15 protein-coding genes are annotated in these 16,072 nt (G+C 70.6%); 8 read left to right on the top strand and 7 right to left on the bottom strand.

The window, feature by feature from the left end:
* Positions 1–37: 37 nt before the first annotated feature.
* The 3 genes from pcaG to IM778_RS15935 all read right to left on the bottom strand — a co-directional run bounded on the left by pcaG (position 38) and on the right by IM778_RS15935 (position 2,847).
* Entirely contained in the window at positions 38–643 is a 606-nt protein-coding gene (gene pcaG, locus IM778_RS15925) for a protocatechuate 3,4-dioxygenase subunit alpha (protein ID WP_194409788.1), read from the bottom strand.
* The gene (pcaH, locus tag IM778_RS15930) at positions 643–1,515 is read right to left on the bottom strand and encodes a protocatechuate 3,4-dioxygenase subunit beta (protein WP_194409789.1); all 873 of its coding nucleotides are present in this window, start codon (positions 1,513–1,515) and stop codon (positions 643–645) included. Before pcaH ends, pcaG begins: the two co-directional genes overlap by 1 nt.
* A 570-nt stretch (positions 1,516–2,085) precedes the next feature.
* The gene (locus IM778_RS15935; RefSeq protein WP_194409790.1) at positions 2,086–2,847 is read right to left on the bottom strand and encodes an IclR family transcriptional regulator; all 762 of its coding nucleotides are present in this window, start codon (positions 2,845–2,847) and stop codon (positions 2,086–2,088) included.
* A gap of 146 nt (positions 2,848–2,993) precedes the next feature.
* Here IM778_RS15935 and IM778_RS15940 point away from each other — a divergent pair, with 146 nt between their 5' ends.
* From IM778_RS15940 to IM778_RS15950, 3 genes are all read left to right on the top strand, one after another.
* Complete coding sequence (locus tag IM778_RS15940; RefSeq protein WP_194409791.1) at positions 2,994–3,746, top strand: IclR family transcriptional regulator; 753 nt, start codon at positions 2,994–2,996, stop codon at positions 3,744–3,746.
* Positions 3,747–4,095: 349 nt separating this feature from the next.
* Positions 4,096–5,280, top strand: coding sequence for a 4-hydroxybenzoate 3-monooxygenase (locus IM778_RS15945; RefSeq protein WP_194409792.1), 1,185 nt, complete (start codon positions 4,096–4,098; stop codon positions 5,278–5,280).
* Between the two features lie 99 nt (positions 5,281–5,379).
* Entirely contained in the window at positions 5,380–6,606 is a 1,227-nt protein-coding gene (locus tag IM778_RS15950) for an MFS transporter (protein ID WP_228484606.1), read from the top strand.
* An 834-nt stretch (positions 6,607–7,440) separates the two neighbouring features.
* Here the strand turns inward: IM778_RS15950 and IM778_RS15955 are convergent.
* Entirely contained in the window at positions 7,441–7,926 is a 486-nt protein-coding gene (locus IM778_RS15955; protein ID WP_228484607.1) for a MarR family winged helix-turn-helix transcriptional regulator, read from the bottom strand.
* A 68-nt stretch (positions 7,927–7,994) separates the two neighbouring features.
* Here IM778_RS15955 and IM778_RS15960 point away from each other — a divergent pair, with 68 nt between their 5' ends.
* The 5 genes from IM778_RS15960 to menE all read left to right on the top strand — a co-directional run bounded on the left by IM778_RS15960 (position 7,995) and on the right by menE (position 13,317).
* On the top strand, positions 7,995–8,912 hold the full coding sequence (locus tag IM778_RS15960; protein WP_194409793.1) for an SDR family NAD(P)-dependent oxidoreductase: 918 nt from the start codon (positions 7,995–7,997) through the stop codon (positions 8,910–8,912).
* A 198-nt stretch (positions 8,913–9,110) separates the two neighbouring features.
* Complete coding sequence (locus IM778_RS15965; protein ID WP_194409794.1) at positions 9,111–10,001, top strand: amidohydrolase family protein; 891 nt, start codon at positions 9,111–9,113, stop codon at positions 9,999–10,001.
* Positions 9,970–11,232: an acyl-CoA dehydrogenase family protein gene (locus IM778_RS15970; RefSeq protein WP_194409795.1), complete on the top strand. Its 1,263-nt coding sequence runs from the start codon at positions 9,970–9,972 to the stop codon at positions 11,230–11,232. Before IM778_RS15965 ends, IM778_RS15970 begins: the two co-directional genes overlap by 32 nt.
* Positions 11,233–11,260: 28 nt before the next feature.
* Complete coding sequence (locus IM778_RS15975) at positions 11,261–11,713, top strand: MaoC family dehydratase (RefSeq protein WP_194409796.1); 453 nt, start codon at positions 11,261–11,263, stop codon at positions 11,711–11,713.
* 80 nt (positions 11,714–11,793) lie between these two features.
* Positions 11,794–13,317, top strand: coding sequence for an o-succinylbenzoate--CoA ligase (menE, locus tag IM778_RS15980; protein WP_194409797.1), 1,524 nt, complete (start codon positions 11,794–11,796; stop codon positions 13,315–13,317).
* 192 nt (positions 13,318–13,509) lie between these two features.
* Here menE and IM778_RS15985 read toward each other — a convergent pair whose 3' ends face one another.
* From IM778_RS15985 to IM778_RS15995, 3 genes are read right to left on the bottom strand one after another with little or no spacing between them, the layout of a single operon-like run.
* A complete protein-coding gene (locus tag IM778_RS15985; protein WP_194409798.1) occupies positions 13,510–14,457 on the bottom strand; it encodes a PDR/VanB family oxidoreductase in 948 nt (315 codons plus the stop codon).
* Positions 14,458–14,467: 10 nt separating this feature from the next.
* The gene (locus tag IM778_RS15990) at positions 14,468–15,298 is read right to left on the bottom strand and encodes an ABC transporter ATP-binding protein (protein ID WP_194409799.1); all 831 of its coding nucleotides are present in this window, start codon (positions 15,296–15,298) and stop codon (positions 14,468–14,470) included.
* A gap of 6 nt (positions 15,299–15,304) precedes the next feature.
* Positions 15,305–16,072, bottom strand: coding sequence for an ABC transporter permease (locus IM778_RS15995; protein ID WP_194409800.1), 768 nt, complete (start codon positions 16,070–16,072; stop codon positions 15,305–15,307).

Raw genomic sequence — 16,072 nt, forward strand, 5'->3', positions numbered from 1 at the left:
GCATCGCTCGCGGATCGAGGGGCGGGGCCGTTCGCGGTCAGAACGCAAGGAACACGGTCTCCTTCTCGCCCTGCAGGTGGATGTCGTGATGGAGGTTCCCGTCCGGCAGGCGCGTCGCGATGAGCGTAGCGCGCTCGTCGGGCTCGAGCGAGGACAGCAGCGGATCGGCCGCGAGGAGCTCCTCATGCTCGGGCAGGTAGACGCGCGTCACGAGCTTGTCGGGCAGACCGCGCGCGAACACGATCACCGAGAAGAACGGCGCGCCGCCGTCGACCGGCCCGGGGTTGCGGGTCCAGAACTCGTAGCGGCCGACATCGGTGGTCGCCGCGCGACCGAAGCCGGTGAACGAGTGATCATCGCGGCGGAATGCGCCGTGCGCGCGGGGGATCTCGCCGGTCTCGTCGGCGCTCCAGATCTCGACGACCGCGTCGGGGATGGGTGCACCGGCACCGTCGAACACGGTGCCGCCGAGCACGATCGCGCCGGGGCTGTGCGGGAAGACCACCTCGTGCTTCTTCGGATAGTCCAGGCCGAACGCGAAGAACGGGCCGACGGTCTGGCCGCCCGTGGGCTCGTGGGTCTTCGGGCCCAGGTCGCGCTTCGCGCGCACCCCCCGCTGGTCGAGCCTGTCGAGACCGGCCATCAGTGCTCTCCTTCTTCAGGCTCGAACCAGGTGGCGTCGGGGCCGTCCACCACGATGTCGAAGCGGTACCCCATCGAGAACTCGGGCACCGACAGGTCGTGGTCGTAGATCCCGATCAGGCGGTCGCGGTCCTTCTGGCGCCAGATCGTGTTGTAGATCGGATCCAGCGGGAACAGCGGATCGCCCGGGAAGTACATCTGCGTCACGAGACGCTGGGTGAACCCCGAGCCGAAGATCGAGAAGTGGATGTGCGCGGGACGCCACGCGTTGACGTGGTTCTTCCACGGGTACGCGCCGGGTTTGATCGTCGTGAACTTGTAGAACCCGTTGTCGTCGGTGACGATGCGGCCGGCGCCGGTGAAGTTCGGGTCGAGGGGCGCGGGATGCTGATCCCGCTGGTGGATGTAGCGGCCCGCGGCGTTGGCCTGCCAGATCTCGACGAGCTGGTTCGCGACGGGGCGGCCCCACGAGTCCAGCACGCGTCCTTCGACCGTCATGCGCTCGCCCTGCGGCTCGCCGGTGTGCTGCAGCGTGAGGTCGGACTCGATCGCGGCCACGTCGCGCTGCCCGAACGCCGGCGACCACAGCTCGATCGTCTCGGGATCGACGAGCTTCGGGTTCTTGGTGGGGTGACGCAGCAGGCTGGAACGGTACGGCGGGAAGTCGTGCAGGCTGATGTTCAGCTTCTCGCCCGCCGCTTCGCGCCGAGCGGCGGCGGCGTGGTGGTCGACGATCTCCTGCGTGATCTCGGACTGCGTGAGCTGATCGGGCGACGCGAGCAGCGACTCCGGAGCAGCTGGGGCCGTCTGCTCGAGCACCACCGACGACGAGAACGCCTCCTCGCCGCGGGGGTCGGGCTGGACTGAGGTCATGAGGTCTCCTTCGACGACTCGGGTCGTCCCAGCGTCGCACCGGCTCGCTCTCGCGGCACCGCGGATTCCCACTCAGCGGGAGTGGACGGATGCCGCGGCCCGCGGCGTCCGTCTCTTCCGCCGCGACCCGCGCCCGGGTGCTCCCGCAGCCGCAGCCGCACCCGGTCCCGGTGTTCTCCCGCGCCCCCGCCCGGTGCTCCGCCCGGTGCTCCGTCCGGTGCTCCGCCCCGGTGCTCCGCACGGTGCCCCGCCCGGTGCTCCGCAGTCACTTTTCGTGTGCCCGGGCCCCCGCATCCCGCACGTTGTGACTGCGGAGCGACCCACCGACCGCGACCCGCGGCACACCCGCGCCCGCACCCGCACCCGCACCCGCGCCCGCACGCGCACCGTTACCCTTACCCGCCTCCGCACCCGATGCTCCGCAGTCACTTCTCGCGCGCCCCGGACCCCGCACCCCGCATCTTGTGACTGCGGAGCGACCAAACCGCACGCCGCACCTTGTGACTGCGGAGCGACCCACGCACGCGACCCGCGGCGCGGACGGCCCCGCGGAGAGGCGCTCGAGGGCCGTCAACCGGACGCGCGGAGGTCGTGGTGGAGGTCCTTGGCGGCCTGCATCACGAGGGGCGCGAGGCGGCGCTCGTCGGCGCGCTCGAGGTGCACGACGATCCCGAGCGCGGTCGGCGGAAGGCCGTCGACCCGCGGAAGCGCCACCGCCACCGAGACGTTGCCGAGCGTCATCTCCTCCCGCGTGGTCGCGTAGCCGAGCGCGCGCGTACGGGCGATGTCGGCGCGCAACGCGGCCTCGGTCGTGATCGAGTGCACGGTCTCGCGCTCCAGCGGCGCGCGGAAGTAGCGCTCGAGCCACTCCTCGTCGCGAGTGGCGAGCAGCGCCTTGCCGACGCCGGTGGTGTGCAGCGGGCCCCGTCCGCCCATGCGACTGAGCGTCGGGATGGACTGGCGGCCCGTGAGACGCCCCACGTACAGCGCCGTGGTCGTCTCGGGCGTCGCGCCGTCGAGCACCGCGAGGTGCACGTTCTCGCCCGTCGCCTCGTACAGCCGCACCATGTGGGGCAGCGCCGTCTCGCGCAGCCGCAGCGAGAGCGGCGAGAGTTCGCCGAGCTCCCACAGCCGCGGACCGATCGCGTACGTGCGCCCCGGCCCGCGCGTGAGCAGACCCTCCGACACCAGCCCCGCGAGCAGGCGGTGCAGCGTCGACGACGGGAGGCCCGTGCGCTCGCCTAGCTCGGCTGCCGTGATCGCGGGCTCGTCGTCGGAGAAGCAGCCGAGAACGCGCAGCATGCGCTCGAGCATGCTCTCGCCGTCGGTCATGGCGCCTCCCTCGTGCGAGGCTACCCGCCCCGCCCGTTCCGAACTCCTGAGAATCGGCGTCGGGTCGACTGGATCGCGGCGATTCGGGCCACACCCACACCGGCTCTCAGGAGTTGCGCACACCGCGCGAGTGAGAGAGTGGGCGCATGGCCAACTCGCCCTCCGGTGACTCGATGACCGCGCGCATCGTGCGCGTGCTCGAGACGTTCACGGCGGAGCGTTCGCTGCAGACGACCGCCGAGATCGGACGCCGTGCCAGCCTGCCCTCGACGACAGCGCACCGGATCGTCGACGAGCTCGTCGCGTCCGGCCTGCTCGAGCGCGACGAGGACCGCCGCGTGCACCTCGGCATGCACCTGTGGGAGCTCGCGCTGCGCGGATCCACCGCCCTGCGCCTGCGGCAAGCCGCGCTCCCCCACATGGAGGCCGTGCAGGCCCGCATCCGCGAGCACACGCAGCTCGCGGTGCTCGAACAGGACGAGGCGCTCTTCCTGGAGCGCCTCTCGCACCCCGACGCGGGCGCCAACATCACGCGCGTGGCCGGGCGGCTGCCGGTGCACGCGTCGTCGTCGGGCCTGGTGCTGCTGGCGTATGCCCCGGCATCCGTCCGCGAACGCGTGCTCGCGGGCCCGCTGCGCGCCCTCACACCCGAGACGGTGACGGATGCCGCGCGCCTGCGCCGCGTGCTCGCCGAGGTCCGCCGCACCGGCGTCGTGGTGGCACCGGGATCCGTCGAGACGGTGTCGACCGGGATCGCGGTCCCGATCCGCGACCGCGGCGAGGTCGTCGCGGCGCTCTCGGTCGTGCTCCCGCGCGAGACCTCCCCCGAGCCGTCGATCGCCGCGCTGCGCGACGCGGCCGCGGCGATCGAAGCGGCGCTGCGCGCCGACCGTCGCTGATCCGGAGGCCTTGTTCCCCACTCCCCGCCCGCGCTCACGCCCGCGCTGCTCGCACCTCTCACGCTGCCCGGGCTTCCCCCGCGCCTGCGCTCCTCCGCCGCCATGAAGTTGAGAAACCATGTGCAGGTTGAGAAACCATGTGCAGGTTGAGAAACCATACGGCTGCAGATGCCTCAACCTACATATGGTTTCTCAACCTCAAGTCGCCGAGCCCAAACCGCGCCGACCCTCGCGACTCGGACCCGCCGCACGAGAGCACACTCCCGATGAACGGGCATCCCCACCCTTCCGCCACGGCCCGGGGCACACTGGTCGGCATCAACGTCGTCGAACCGTCGAAGGAGACGCCATGACCACGATCCGCACCCGCGTCGCGATCGTCGGCGCGGGCCCCGCCGGGCTCCTGCTGTCGCACCTGCTCGGCATCGCCGGCATCGAGTCCGTCGTGATCGATCAGCGGTCCCGCGACGAGATCGAGACGACCATCCGCGCCGGCATCCTCGAGCAGGGCACGGTCGAGGTGCTGGACTCGTCAGGTGCGTCCAGCCGTGTCCGCACGGCCGGACACCGTCACGACGGCATCGAGTTGCGCTTCTCCGGGGAGGGCCACCGCATCGACTTCGCCTCCCTCGTCGGGCGCGGCGTGTGGCTGTATCCGCAGCACGAAGTGCTCAAGGACCTCATCGCCGTACGTCTCGGCAAGGGGCAGGACCTCCGCTTCGGCGTCACGGCGCTGCGAGTGGAGGATGCGGCATCCGTTCGCCCGCGTGTCATCGCGACCGACGCGGACGGTGCGCCCCTCGTCATCGAGGCCGAGTTCGTCGTGGGCGCGGACGGCTCGCGCAGCGTCGCGCGCGAGGCGGTGACCGGCTCGTCGACGGGCGGCTACTTCCGCGAGTACCCGTTCGCGTGGTTCGGGATCCTGTGCGAGGCGCCGCCGAGCGCCGACGAGCTCATCTACTCCAACTCGCCCGACGGGTTCGCGCTCATCAGTCAGCGCAGTGCCACCGTGCAGCGCATGTATTTCCAGTGCGATCCGGATGCCGATCCCGACGCGCTCACCGAAGCCCAGCTGTGGGACGCGCTCCAGGCCCGCGTTCCCGGCACGACGCTCGCGGAGGGCCCGATCTTCCAGCGCGACGTGCTGCGGTTCCGCAGCTTCGTCGCACACGAACTGCTACGCGGCCGGGTCGCGCTGATCGGGGATGCCGCGCACACCGTTCCGCCGACCGGGGCGAAGGGCATGAACCTCGCCGTCGCCGACGTCATGGTGCTGGAGCGCGCACTGCGCGCCCTCCTGCTCGAGAACGACGACCGCCTCCTCGAGGCCTTCCCCGAGACGGCGCTGCACCGCATCTGGAAGGCGCAGCACTTCTCGTGGTGGATGACGAACATGCTCCACGTCGCCCCCGACGCGTCGGACTTCGACCGGCTGCGGCAGCTCGGCGAGCTGCGCTCGGTGGTCGAGTCCGAGGCCGGCCGCCGCTTCCTCGCCGAGGCGTACACCGGCTGGCCGCTCGAGGGCCTCGCATGAGGGCCGACCGCCGGCGAGCCGCGGCGCCGGGCACGCGATTGCCGCTGACCGGGAGCGAACGGATGCCGCCGCCTGCGTCTCGGCTATAGTCCGGTGCCCATGGGCCCATCGCCGCGGACCGCACCGCCCGAGCCGTCTCGCACCGCCTCGGCGGCGATGCTGCTCGCGGCCGTGTGCCTGGTCGCCGCCAACATGCGGCCCGCGATCACCGACCTCGGGCCGCTGCTCGATCAGATCGGCACCGACACCGGCATGCCGGTTCCGGCCCTGGGCGTCCTGGCCGCCGTGCCGCTGGTCGCGTGGGCGGTGTTCTCGCCGCTCGCGCACGACCTCAGCCGCCGTTTCGGACAACCGCGAGTGGTGCTGTGGTCCCTGCTCGTCCTCTTCGCCGGCACCCTCGTGCGGTCACTGCCCGGCCCGGTCGTAAGCCTGTGGGTCGGCACTGCGATCATCGGCATCGGCATCGCGATCATCAACGTCCTCATGCCGGCGGTGGTCAAGCGGGAGTTCCCTGCCCGCGTCCCGGCCGTCACGGCGATCTACACGGCCCTGCTCGCGGGGTTCGGCGCGGTCTCGTCGGGCGTCGCCGTGCCCGTCTCGCACATCGAGGTCGGCGGCGAGCCGGCGGGGTGGCGGACCGCGCTGCTCGTGACCGGCGCCGTGCTCCTCCCGTTCGCCGTCGCGGGGTGGTGGTGGGCGCATCGCGGAGCCGAGCACGTCCACGTCCGCTCGGACTCCGCCCGCGGCCGCACCGGCATCTGGTCCGACCCGGTGGCGTGGCTCGTCGCCGTGTACATGGGGCTGCAGGCCTCGATGTTCTACATGTTCGTGACGTGGCTCGCACCGCTGTCGATGTCGGTCGGCCGCTCGGAGGTGGTCGCGGGCATCGACGTCATGGTCTACCAGCTGTTCTCGCTGGCCGGATGCATGCTGCTGCCGCTGATCCTGCGCGGCGGGCTCGAGCGCTGGGCTCCGGCGCTCATCCCGTCGCTCGCGATCGTCGGCGTCGCCGGGCTGATGATCGCCCCGGCCGCGGTGATCGTGTGGGGTTCGCTCATCGGCCTCACCGGCGGCGCGACGCTCGCGATGTCGATGACGCTCATGGCGCAGCGCGCCCGCGACCACGACACCTCCACGGCGCTGTCGGGAATGTCGCAGTCGGTCGGCTACGTCATCGCGGCGCTCGGTCCGGTCGCATTCGGCGCGCTGCACAGCATCTCCGGCGGGTGGGTCGCCTCCCTGGCCCTCGTGCTGGCCGTGCTCGTGGCCCTCACCGTGGTCGGAGTCTTCGCCGGCCGCGACCGGTACGTGCTCGAGCGGCGCTGACGCCATCGACGGATGCCGCGGCATCCCGCCCTGGCCGGCACAGCTCGCCCGCCCGCAGCCCGCCCGCTCGGGCCACCCGCCCGCCCACAACCTGCTCAGGCCACCCGCCCGCCCACAGCCCGCGGCCTGCCCGCTCAGGTCGTCCGCCCGCCGGTTCACAGCCTGCCCGCTCAGGTCGCCCGCCCGCTCAGGTCGTCCGCCCGCCGGTTCATGTGGCACAACACGCGGAATCAACACACGCACCCCGCGTGTCGTGACACCCGAGTTCGACTCGCCGACCGGCCGCGACCGCTACGTGCTCGACCGCCGCTGACGCCATCGACGGATGCCGCGGCATCCCGCCCTCGCCGGCTCAGGTCGTCCGCCCGCCGGTTCATGTGGCACAACACGCGGAATCGACTCGCGCACCCCGCGTGTCGTGACACCCGAATCCCGCACCCACACCCTGATCGCCGTCGACCCGACCCTTCACGTGGCACAACACGCGGAATCGACACACGGACCCCGCGTGTCGTGACACCCGAAGGCCATGCGCGAGCCCGACGGCGCACCCGAACACCCCGAACCCGACCCCGAACACCCCGACCGTTCACGTGGCACAACACGCGGAATCGACTCGCGCACCCCGCGTGTCGTGACACCTGAAGGCCATGCGCGAGCCCGAACCCGACCCCCACACCCCGACGCCGAACACCCCGACCGTTCACGTGGCACAACACACCGAATCGACACACGCACCCCGCGTGTCGTGACACCTGAAGGCCATGCGCGAGCCCGAACCCGACCCCCACACCCCGACGCCGAACACCCCGACCCTCGATCCCGGGGCGGCGGTCACTCCTCGGGGAAGGCCAGCGTGCGCAGCAGCCCTGCGAGCAGTTCGCGCTCGTCGCCGGCAAGCTGCGCGTGCACGTGCACCTCGGCGGCGCGCGCCGTCTCGCGCGCCCGTGCGGCGAGTTCGCGGCCGGCGTCGGTGGCGACGACGACGTTGGCGCGGCGGTCGGCCGGATCGGGCCGCCGCTCGACGAGGCCGCGGGACTGGAGGTCGTCGACGAGCGCGACGACCTGGCTCGGATCGAGCCGCAGGAACTCGGCGAGCTCGCGCTGCGACGGGCGCGCATCGCCGGCCGACAGCACGAGCACCGAGTACGACCGAGCCTTGAGTCCGTGCTCGGCGAGCGCCGCGTTGCCGGCGGCGAGCGCGATCGCGTTGGCCCGTGCCAGCAGGAAGCTGAGGTCGTCGGTGAGCGCCGACGACTTCAGGCCTCCGGCAGGGGCGTCGACGGACTTCGGCATGGCGTCGATGGTATCCCACTTCATGGATGAACAGAATGATTGACTTTTTCAACAGTCGGCACTTCAATGGGAACCGACACGAAGGAGTCACCATGTCGCTCGAAGGCAGAGTCGCCGTCGTCACCGGTTCGGGCCGCGGCCTGGGCCTCGCCTACGCCCAGGAGCTCGCCCGCCAGGGCGCAGCCGTCGTCGTCAACGACGTCGACGAGGCCACCGCCGCGGAGGCCGTCGCATCGATCGAGTCCGCGGGCGGTCGCGCGGTCGCCGTGGTCGCGCCCGTCGGCCCCACCGAGACCGCGCAGCGGCTCGTGCAGACCGCGGTCGACACGTACGGCCGCCTCGACATCCTCGTCACCAACGCCGGCGTGCTGCGCGACACCGTGCTGTGGAAGATGAGCGACGACGACTTCGACACCGTGATCAACGTCCACCTGCGCGGCACGTTCACGTGCGTGCGCGAGGCCGCGACGTACATGCGCGCGAACGAGATCCCGGGCCGCATCATCTGCATCGGCTCCCCCACCGGGCAGCGCGGCAACTTCGGCCAGACCAACTACGCCGCCGCCAAAGCCGGCATCGTCGGCATGGTGCGCACATGGGCGCTCGAGCTGAAGAAGGCCGGCATCACCGCGAACGCGGTCATCCCCGTCGCCGCGACCGCGATGACCGCGACCGTCCCCTACTTCGCCGCCGCCGTCGAGGCCGACGAGAAGGGCGAGCCGATGCCCGCCTTCTTCCGCCACGACCTCGGGTTCGGCACGTCGGACGACGTCGCGGGCCTCATCGCCTATCTCGCATCGGATGCCGCGGCCGCCGTCACCGGACAGGCCATCGGCATCGGCGGCGACCGCCTGCAGCTGTGGTCGCATCCCGAGCCCGTCGCGACGGCCTACCGCGAGGGCGGCTGGACGCACGACGCGCTGCAGACCGGGTTCGACGACGCCGTCGGCGGACTGCAGTCCGTCGGCGAGAAGTTCCCGCCCCTCCCCGAGGAGCTCCAGCGGCCGTGACGACGCTGCGCGTTTCGGCTGTGCGTTTCGACTGGGCGTTACGTCTCTGCGTTTCGCCTCGCTCCGCTCGCTCAACGACCACCGCTCGCTCAACGACCACCGCTCGCTCAACGACCGACCCCCACTCAACGACCACCGCTCGCTCAACGACCGGCCCCCGCTCCACGACAGCCCCACCCAACGACCGATAGGTAGCCGATGACCCGCTACGAACCGGCGATCGACCTCGACGCCATCAGCGCGATCGACGTGCACGTGCACATCGAGGTCGACGGCCATGGTCACGCGTCGCTGCCGCAGGACCTCGTCGAGGCCGCGTCGCGGTACTTCAGCGCCGACAGCCCGCGGCCCGACCTCGACTCGATCGCCGACTACTACCGCGAGCGCCGCATGGCCGCCGTGGTGTTCACCGTCGACGCGCACACCCGCCTGGGTCACCCGGCGATCTCGAGCGCCGAGATCGCCGAGGGCGCCGCGTGCAACAACGACGTGCTCATCCCCTTCGGCTCGGTGGACCCGAACCGCGGCGCCGAGGCCCTCGAGCTCGCCCGCACGCTGATCGCCGAGCACGGCGTGCGCGGCTTCAAGTTCCACCCCACCGTGCAGGGGTTCGACCCGTCCGACGAGGCGCACTTCCCGCTCTACGAGCTGCTGCAGGACGCCGGTGTGGTCGCGCTGTTCCACACCGGCCAGACCGGGATCGGCGCGGGCCTTCCCGGGGGTCGCGGCCTGCTGCTGGGACTGTCCAACCCGATCCTCCTCGACCCCGTGGCCGCACGCTTCCCCGAGCTGCAGATCATCATGGCCCACCCGTCCGTGCCGTGGCAGGACGAAGCGCTGGCCGTCGCGACGCACAAGCACAACACGTGGATCGACCTGTCGGGCTGGAGCCCCAAGTACTTCCCCGAATCGCTCGCGCGCGCCGCGAACTCCTACCTGAAGTCGCGGGTGCTCTTCGGCTCCGACTTCCCGCTTCTCACGCCCGACCGCTGGATGACGGATGCCGAGACCGCCGGCTCGTTCAAGCCCGAGGCGATGCCCGGCATCCTCAAGCTCAATGCGGCGCGTCTGCTGGGGCTCGGGGGCTGACGTGCCGGCGCTCGAGGCGGATGCGACGTTCGGGTTCGACCCGTACGCGATCGCGGACGCCCACCTGAGTCCCGCCGCGCGCGCTGCGCTCGAGGGCTTGCAGCGGACGCTGGAGCGCACCATCCGTCCCCTTCTCGCCGAGGCGTGGGAGACGGCGACGATGCCGCCCGAGGTGCTCGACGCGCTCATCCCGCTCGACCTCATGGCGCCGGCGGGGGTGGATGCCGCGGAGGCGGGTTCGAGCATGTTCTCGGGCTTGCGCAACTACGTGCTCGCACGCACCGACGTGTCGGTGGCCACGCTGTACAACGCGCAGTCGGGGCTGTTCCGCACCGCCGTCGCGCTGGGCGGATCGCCCGCGCAGGCCGCCGAGCTCGATCCGCGCGTGCGCAGCTTCGAGCTGAAGGGCGTCTTCGCGCTCACCGAGCCCGAGCACGGCTCCGACATCGCCGGCGGTCTCGCGACCACCGCGCGGCGCGAGGGCGACCAGTGGGTGATCGACGGCCGCAAGAAGTGGATCGGCGGGGCCGCGGCATCCGATGTGCTCGTCGTCTTCGCGCGCGATCAGGACGACCACGAGGTCAAGGCGTTCCTCGTGCCGACGGATGCCGACGGCGTGAGCGTCGACGCGATCGGCGGCAAGGTCTCGCTGCGCCCGATGCCGAACGCGCTCATCACCCTTCGCGACGTGCGCGTGGCCGAGGCATCCCGCCTGCAGAACGTGAACGGCTGGCGCGATGTCGCCCGCATCCTGCGCGCGATGCGATCGGACGTCGCCTGGATCGCCGCGGGCCTGCAGGCCGGCGCACTCGACGCGGCGGTCCGGTACGTGCGCGAACGGCGCCAGTTCGACCGGCCCCTCGGCGGCTTCCAGCTCGTGCAGGAGAAGCTCGCCCGCATGCTCGGCAACACCGTCGCCTCGCTGGCGCTCGTCGTGCAGCTGTCGGCGCGGCAGGACGGTTCGACCGCCCTCGCCGCAGACGCGTCGCCACGTCTCGGCGGCGAGTACGCCGACGAGAACTCCGCCCTCGCCAAGATGCAGACCGCGCGCCTGGCGCGCGAGACCGTGGCGCTCGGCCGGGAGGTACTGGGCGGCAACGGCATCCTGCTCGAGCACGACGTCGCCCGCTTCTTCGCCGACGCGGAGGCGGTGTACTCGTACGAGGGCACGCACGAGATCAACGCCCTCATCGTCGGCCGCGCCCTCACCGGCGCCTCCGCCTTCACCTGATCCCCGTCCCCAGCCAAGGAGAGCACCCATGACCACCACCGTCGACTACACCGACGTCGCCGGACTCGCCGGCACCGACCTCGGCTGGACCGAGTGGCTCGAGGTCACGCAGGACCGCGTGAACCTGTTCGCCGACGCCACCGACGACCACCAGTGGATCCACGTCGACCCCGAGCGGGCGGCATCCGGCCCCTTCGGCGGACCCATCGCCCACGGCTTCCTGAGCCTCTCGCTGACCGTGAAGTTCTGGTCGGAGCTGTTCGACGTCACCGGCGTCTCGACGCGCGTGAACTACGGCCTCGACAAGGTGCGGTTCGTCTCGCCGGTGAAGGTCGGCGCGCGCGTGCGCGGCGGGGCGATCATCTCCGAGGTCACCGAGGTACGCGGCGGCTACCAGTTCGCCGTCGATCAGACGATCGAGATCGAGGGCGCCGACAAGCCCGCTGTCGTCGCCCGAGGGCTCTACCGCTTCTACGCCTGACCCGACGGCACCAGCCTTCGAAGGGCTCGGGAACGGCGCCTCACCCAGTCACCGCACCTCAACGCAGAGGACAGGCAACGATGCACAACCACGGACTCGGATCGTGGATGGCCAAGCGCCGTCTCAAGACACCCGACAAGACCGCGCTCGTCTTCGACGGCGAGTCGATCACGTACCGTCAGCTGGCGGATGCCGCCGACGACGTGTCGGCGCTGCTGTGGCAGCGCGGCATCCGCAAGGGAGACGCGGTCGCGTATCTCGGCGAGAACAGCCCGCAGTTCCTGCAGGTGCTGTTCGGCGCGGTACAGCTGGGCGCCGTCGTCGTGCCCGTCAACACCCGGCTCGCACCGCCCGAGGTAGCGCACGTGCTGACCGATTCGGGAGCGCGCATTCTCGTGCATGACCGGGAGTTCGCCGAGCGACTCGAGGCCGCGCTCGTGCAGGGCGACCTCCCCGACCGCATCGCGACCGGAGAGGGTTCACCAGAGCACCCAGGCCTGGCCGCGCTGATGCGCACCGCGCCCGCCGGGTACCCCCGCGCAGAGGTCGCGCTGGACGACCCTGCCGCGATCATCTACACCTCCGGGACCACCGGCAAGGCCAAGGGAGCGGTGCTGACGCACGGCAACCTTACGTGGGTGTCACTCAACTGCATCGTCGACTACGACGTGGTGTCGACCGACATCGCGCTGATGATCTCGCCGCTGTTCCACGTCGCCTCGCTGGGGATGGGCGCGCTGCCGGTGATCCTCAAGGGCGCCACGATCGTGCTCGAGAAGGGCTTCGACGCGGGCCGCGCGCTCGAGCAGATCCAGCGCCATCGTGTCACGATGCTCTCGGGCGTGCCGACGACGTACCAGCTCATGGCCGATCATCCGGCCTGGGCGACCACCGACCTGTCGAGCCTGGCGAAGCTCACGTGCGGCGGTTCGGCCGTGCCCACGCGCATCCTCAACGCGTACGAGGAGCGTGGCCTGTCGTTCTCGCAGGGCTACGGCATGACCGAGACATCGCCGGGGGCGACATCGCTCTCGCCCGCCATGACCCGCGCGAAGCAGGGCAGCGTCGGACTCCCCCACTTCTTCACCGAAGTCCGGATCGCGGACGAGCACGGTGAGATGGTGCCGCGTGGCACGGTGGGCGAGATCGAGATCTCTGGCCCGAACGTGTTCGCCGGCTACCAAGGGAACCCCGAGGCGACGGCCGCAGCGTTCACCCCGGACGGCTGGTTCCGATCGGGCGACCTCGGCTATCTGGACGCCGACGGCTATCTCTATGTCGCGGATCGGCTGAAGGACATGATCATCTCGGGCGGCGAGAACATCTACCCCGCCGAGGTGGAGAACCTGGTGAGCGACCTCGAAGGCGTCACCGGCGTCGCCGTGATCGGCATGCCCGACGAGCGGTGGGGCGAGGTGCCGTGGGCCGTGGTCACCGTGCGGCAGGGAGCATCCGTCGACACCGCCGCGGTGCGAGCGCACTTGGACGGCCGCATCGCGCGCTACAAGATACCCAAGCATGTCGTCATCGTCGACGAGCTGCCCCGCACCGCGTCCGGCAAGGTGCGCAAGGCCGACCTCCGCGCCCGGTACGCAGACCGATGACCCGGATGCCGCCCCCACCACGGGCGCGACGTTTCGGGTGCGACCGGCTCGTCGAGAGTTTGATCGACCCAGCTGCGCCCGCGCCGCAGCCGCTCGCTCGCCTCGGCAGTGCGGTCGCCGGCGGCCCGTAGCCAGCGGGCGACCTCGACGGCGAACCCGCGGTCGTCTCGTACGCGATGCGCCTGTCGCCTCTCAGAGCTCGAGCACAAGGCGCTTTCCAGTGCAGCGCGAGACGCAGATCATCATGACTTCGTTCTCCGCACGCTCCCGGGCGTTGAGCACGGCGTCCCGGTGATCCGCCGCGCCCTCGACGATGAAGGTCTCGCACGTCCCGCACGTCCCGCCACGGCACGACGAGGGAGCGGGCACGCCCGCTTCGACGACTTTGTCGAGAATCGTCTCGCCCGGCTGCACGGTGAAGGTCTTCCCAGTGAGCGACAGCTCGACCTCGAACGCGTGGTCGGTCTGGACGGTCAGCTCGCTCGAGTTGACGAAGCGCTCGAGGTGAACTTCGACGCCGGCTGCGTCCGCTTCGTTCTCGAGCGCGTCGAGGAGTCGCGCCGGGCCGCACGCGTACACGACGGCGTCGCAGGCGCGCGCCCGCGCGAGCACGTCGGTCAATCCCATGCGCTGTCCCTCGGAGCTCACATAGATGCGCACGCGATCGCCGTAGATCTCCAGGTCGGCACCGAAGGCCATGGTCGAGGGCTCGCGGCCTGCGTAGTGCAGCGTCCACTCCGATCCCGCGGCCTCGGCGGCGCGCAGCATCGGCAGGATCGGGGTGATCCCGATTCCGCCGGCGACGAAGACCATCCGCTCCCGAGGAGCGAACCCGAAGCGGTCGCGCGGCTCGGACACGCGCACGAGCTGGCCCTGACGCACGTGGTCATGCACATGGATGCTGCCGCCTTCGCCCGCGTCCTCGCGCAGAACCGCGATGCGGTAGACCGTCCGATCGCCCGGGTCGCCGCATAGGGAGTACTGCCGCACGAGGGGCGGTGCGCCGGGGCGGTCGATATGCACGTCGATGTGCGCGCCGGGCACCCACTCGGGAAGATCGAGCCCATGCGGGTCCGCGAGTACGAGCCCGGCTACTCCACGGGCCTCGTCCATGTGCGCGGTGACCTGGAGAGTCAGCATCCTCGGCACCTCACGACGCCGACGGCGGCACCGCCGCGGAAGCGCGGTAGCTCGTGTGCTTGGCCTGCTGGATCAGCGCGTAGACCCGCGTGCGCAGCGCCGCAAACTCCGGAAGCGCTCGTGTCGTGAGCTGGTCGCGCTCGGCCGGGAGGTCGATCGTGACGTCTTCGAGCACGAAGGTCGGAGCGTGCGAGAGGACCAGGACGCGCTGCCCCAGGTACACCGACTCGTCGATGTCGTGCGTCACGAACAGGACGGTCACGCCCAGCTGCTGCCAGAGCCGACGGACGAGGTCCTCGAGATCCGCGCGTGTCTGCGCGTCGACGGCAGCGAACGGCTCGTCCATCACGAGGATGTGCGGCTGATACGCGATCGCTCGGGCGATCGCGACACGCTGCTGCATGCCGCCCGAGAGCTGCCAGGGGTACTTCTTGTGCGCGTGGGCAAGACCGACCGCTTCCAGTGCCTCGGCGACGAGTCTGGTGCGCGCGGAGCGCGAAGTGCCCTTGGCTCTGAGGGGCAGTTCGACGTTGTCGTGCACGCTCAGCCATGGGTACAGGCTGCGGCTGTAGTCCTGCAGCACGACGGCCATGCCCTCGGGAGGGCCCAACACCTTGGAGCCCTCGAGCAGCACCTGACCGGATGTCGGAGACAGTAGCCCCGACACGCAACGCAGGAACGTCGTCTTGCCGGCGCCGGAGGGCCCGACGATGCAGACGAGCTCGTTCCTGCCGATCGCGAAGTCGAGGTCGCCGATGGCTTCGATGGCCGTCGGCCCCGAGCCGTAGACCTTGCGCAGATGCTGCACCTCGAGCATCTGCCCGGAGGGGGGAGTCGACATGGCGGATCACCTTTCCAGCGTCTGCATGCCGACGTACCAGCGGAGCATGCGACGCTCAACGAGCTTGAAGACGATGTTCGCGACGACTCCGACGATGCCGAGCAGGATGATCCCGCTCCACATCTCCTTGATCTGGAAGAGTCGCTGGAACTGGATGATGTTGAAGCCGATACCGTTGCTCGAGGCGAACATCTCGCTGATCACCATCATGATGATCGCGATCGACAGCGCCTGGCGTGCGCCGACGAACACCTTGGGTCCGGCGGACGGGATCGTCACGGTGAGCAGGCGCCGCAGCCCACCGATCCGATACGACTTCGCCGTGTCGACCTGCGTCAGGTCGATGCCACGGACGCCCTCGATCGAGTTGATGAGGATGGGCCACACGCTCCCGAAGGCGATGACGGTGATCTGCATGCCCGTGCCGAACCCGGTGAAGAGCATGATGATCGGCACCAGCACCGGCGGCGGGATGGCACGGAACAGCTCGAAGACCGGTTCGGCGAACAGCCGGAGACGGCGGAACGTCCCGACGAAGATGCCGAGCGCGATGCCAATCACGAGCGCGCAGACGTAGCCGATCACGAGGCGGGTCAGACTCGGCAGCACGTCGTCGGTCAGACGGCCCTCCAGCCACGTCTGCGGGATCACTCCGGCGATCGACAACGGAGACGGGAAGTAGAAGTTCTGGCTGATCTCGGCGTACAGCTGCCACAGGCACAGCAGCACGACGGGGACGGCGAAGGTCACGGCGGTCCAGCGGAGGGCTTTCAT

This window comes from Microbacterium cremeum (assembly GCF_015277855.1).
Lineage (GTDB): Bacteria > Actinomycetota > Actinomycetes > Actinomycetales > Microbacteriaceae > Microbacterium > Microbacterium cremeum.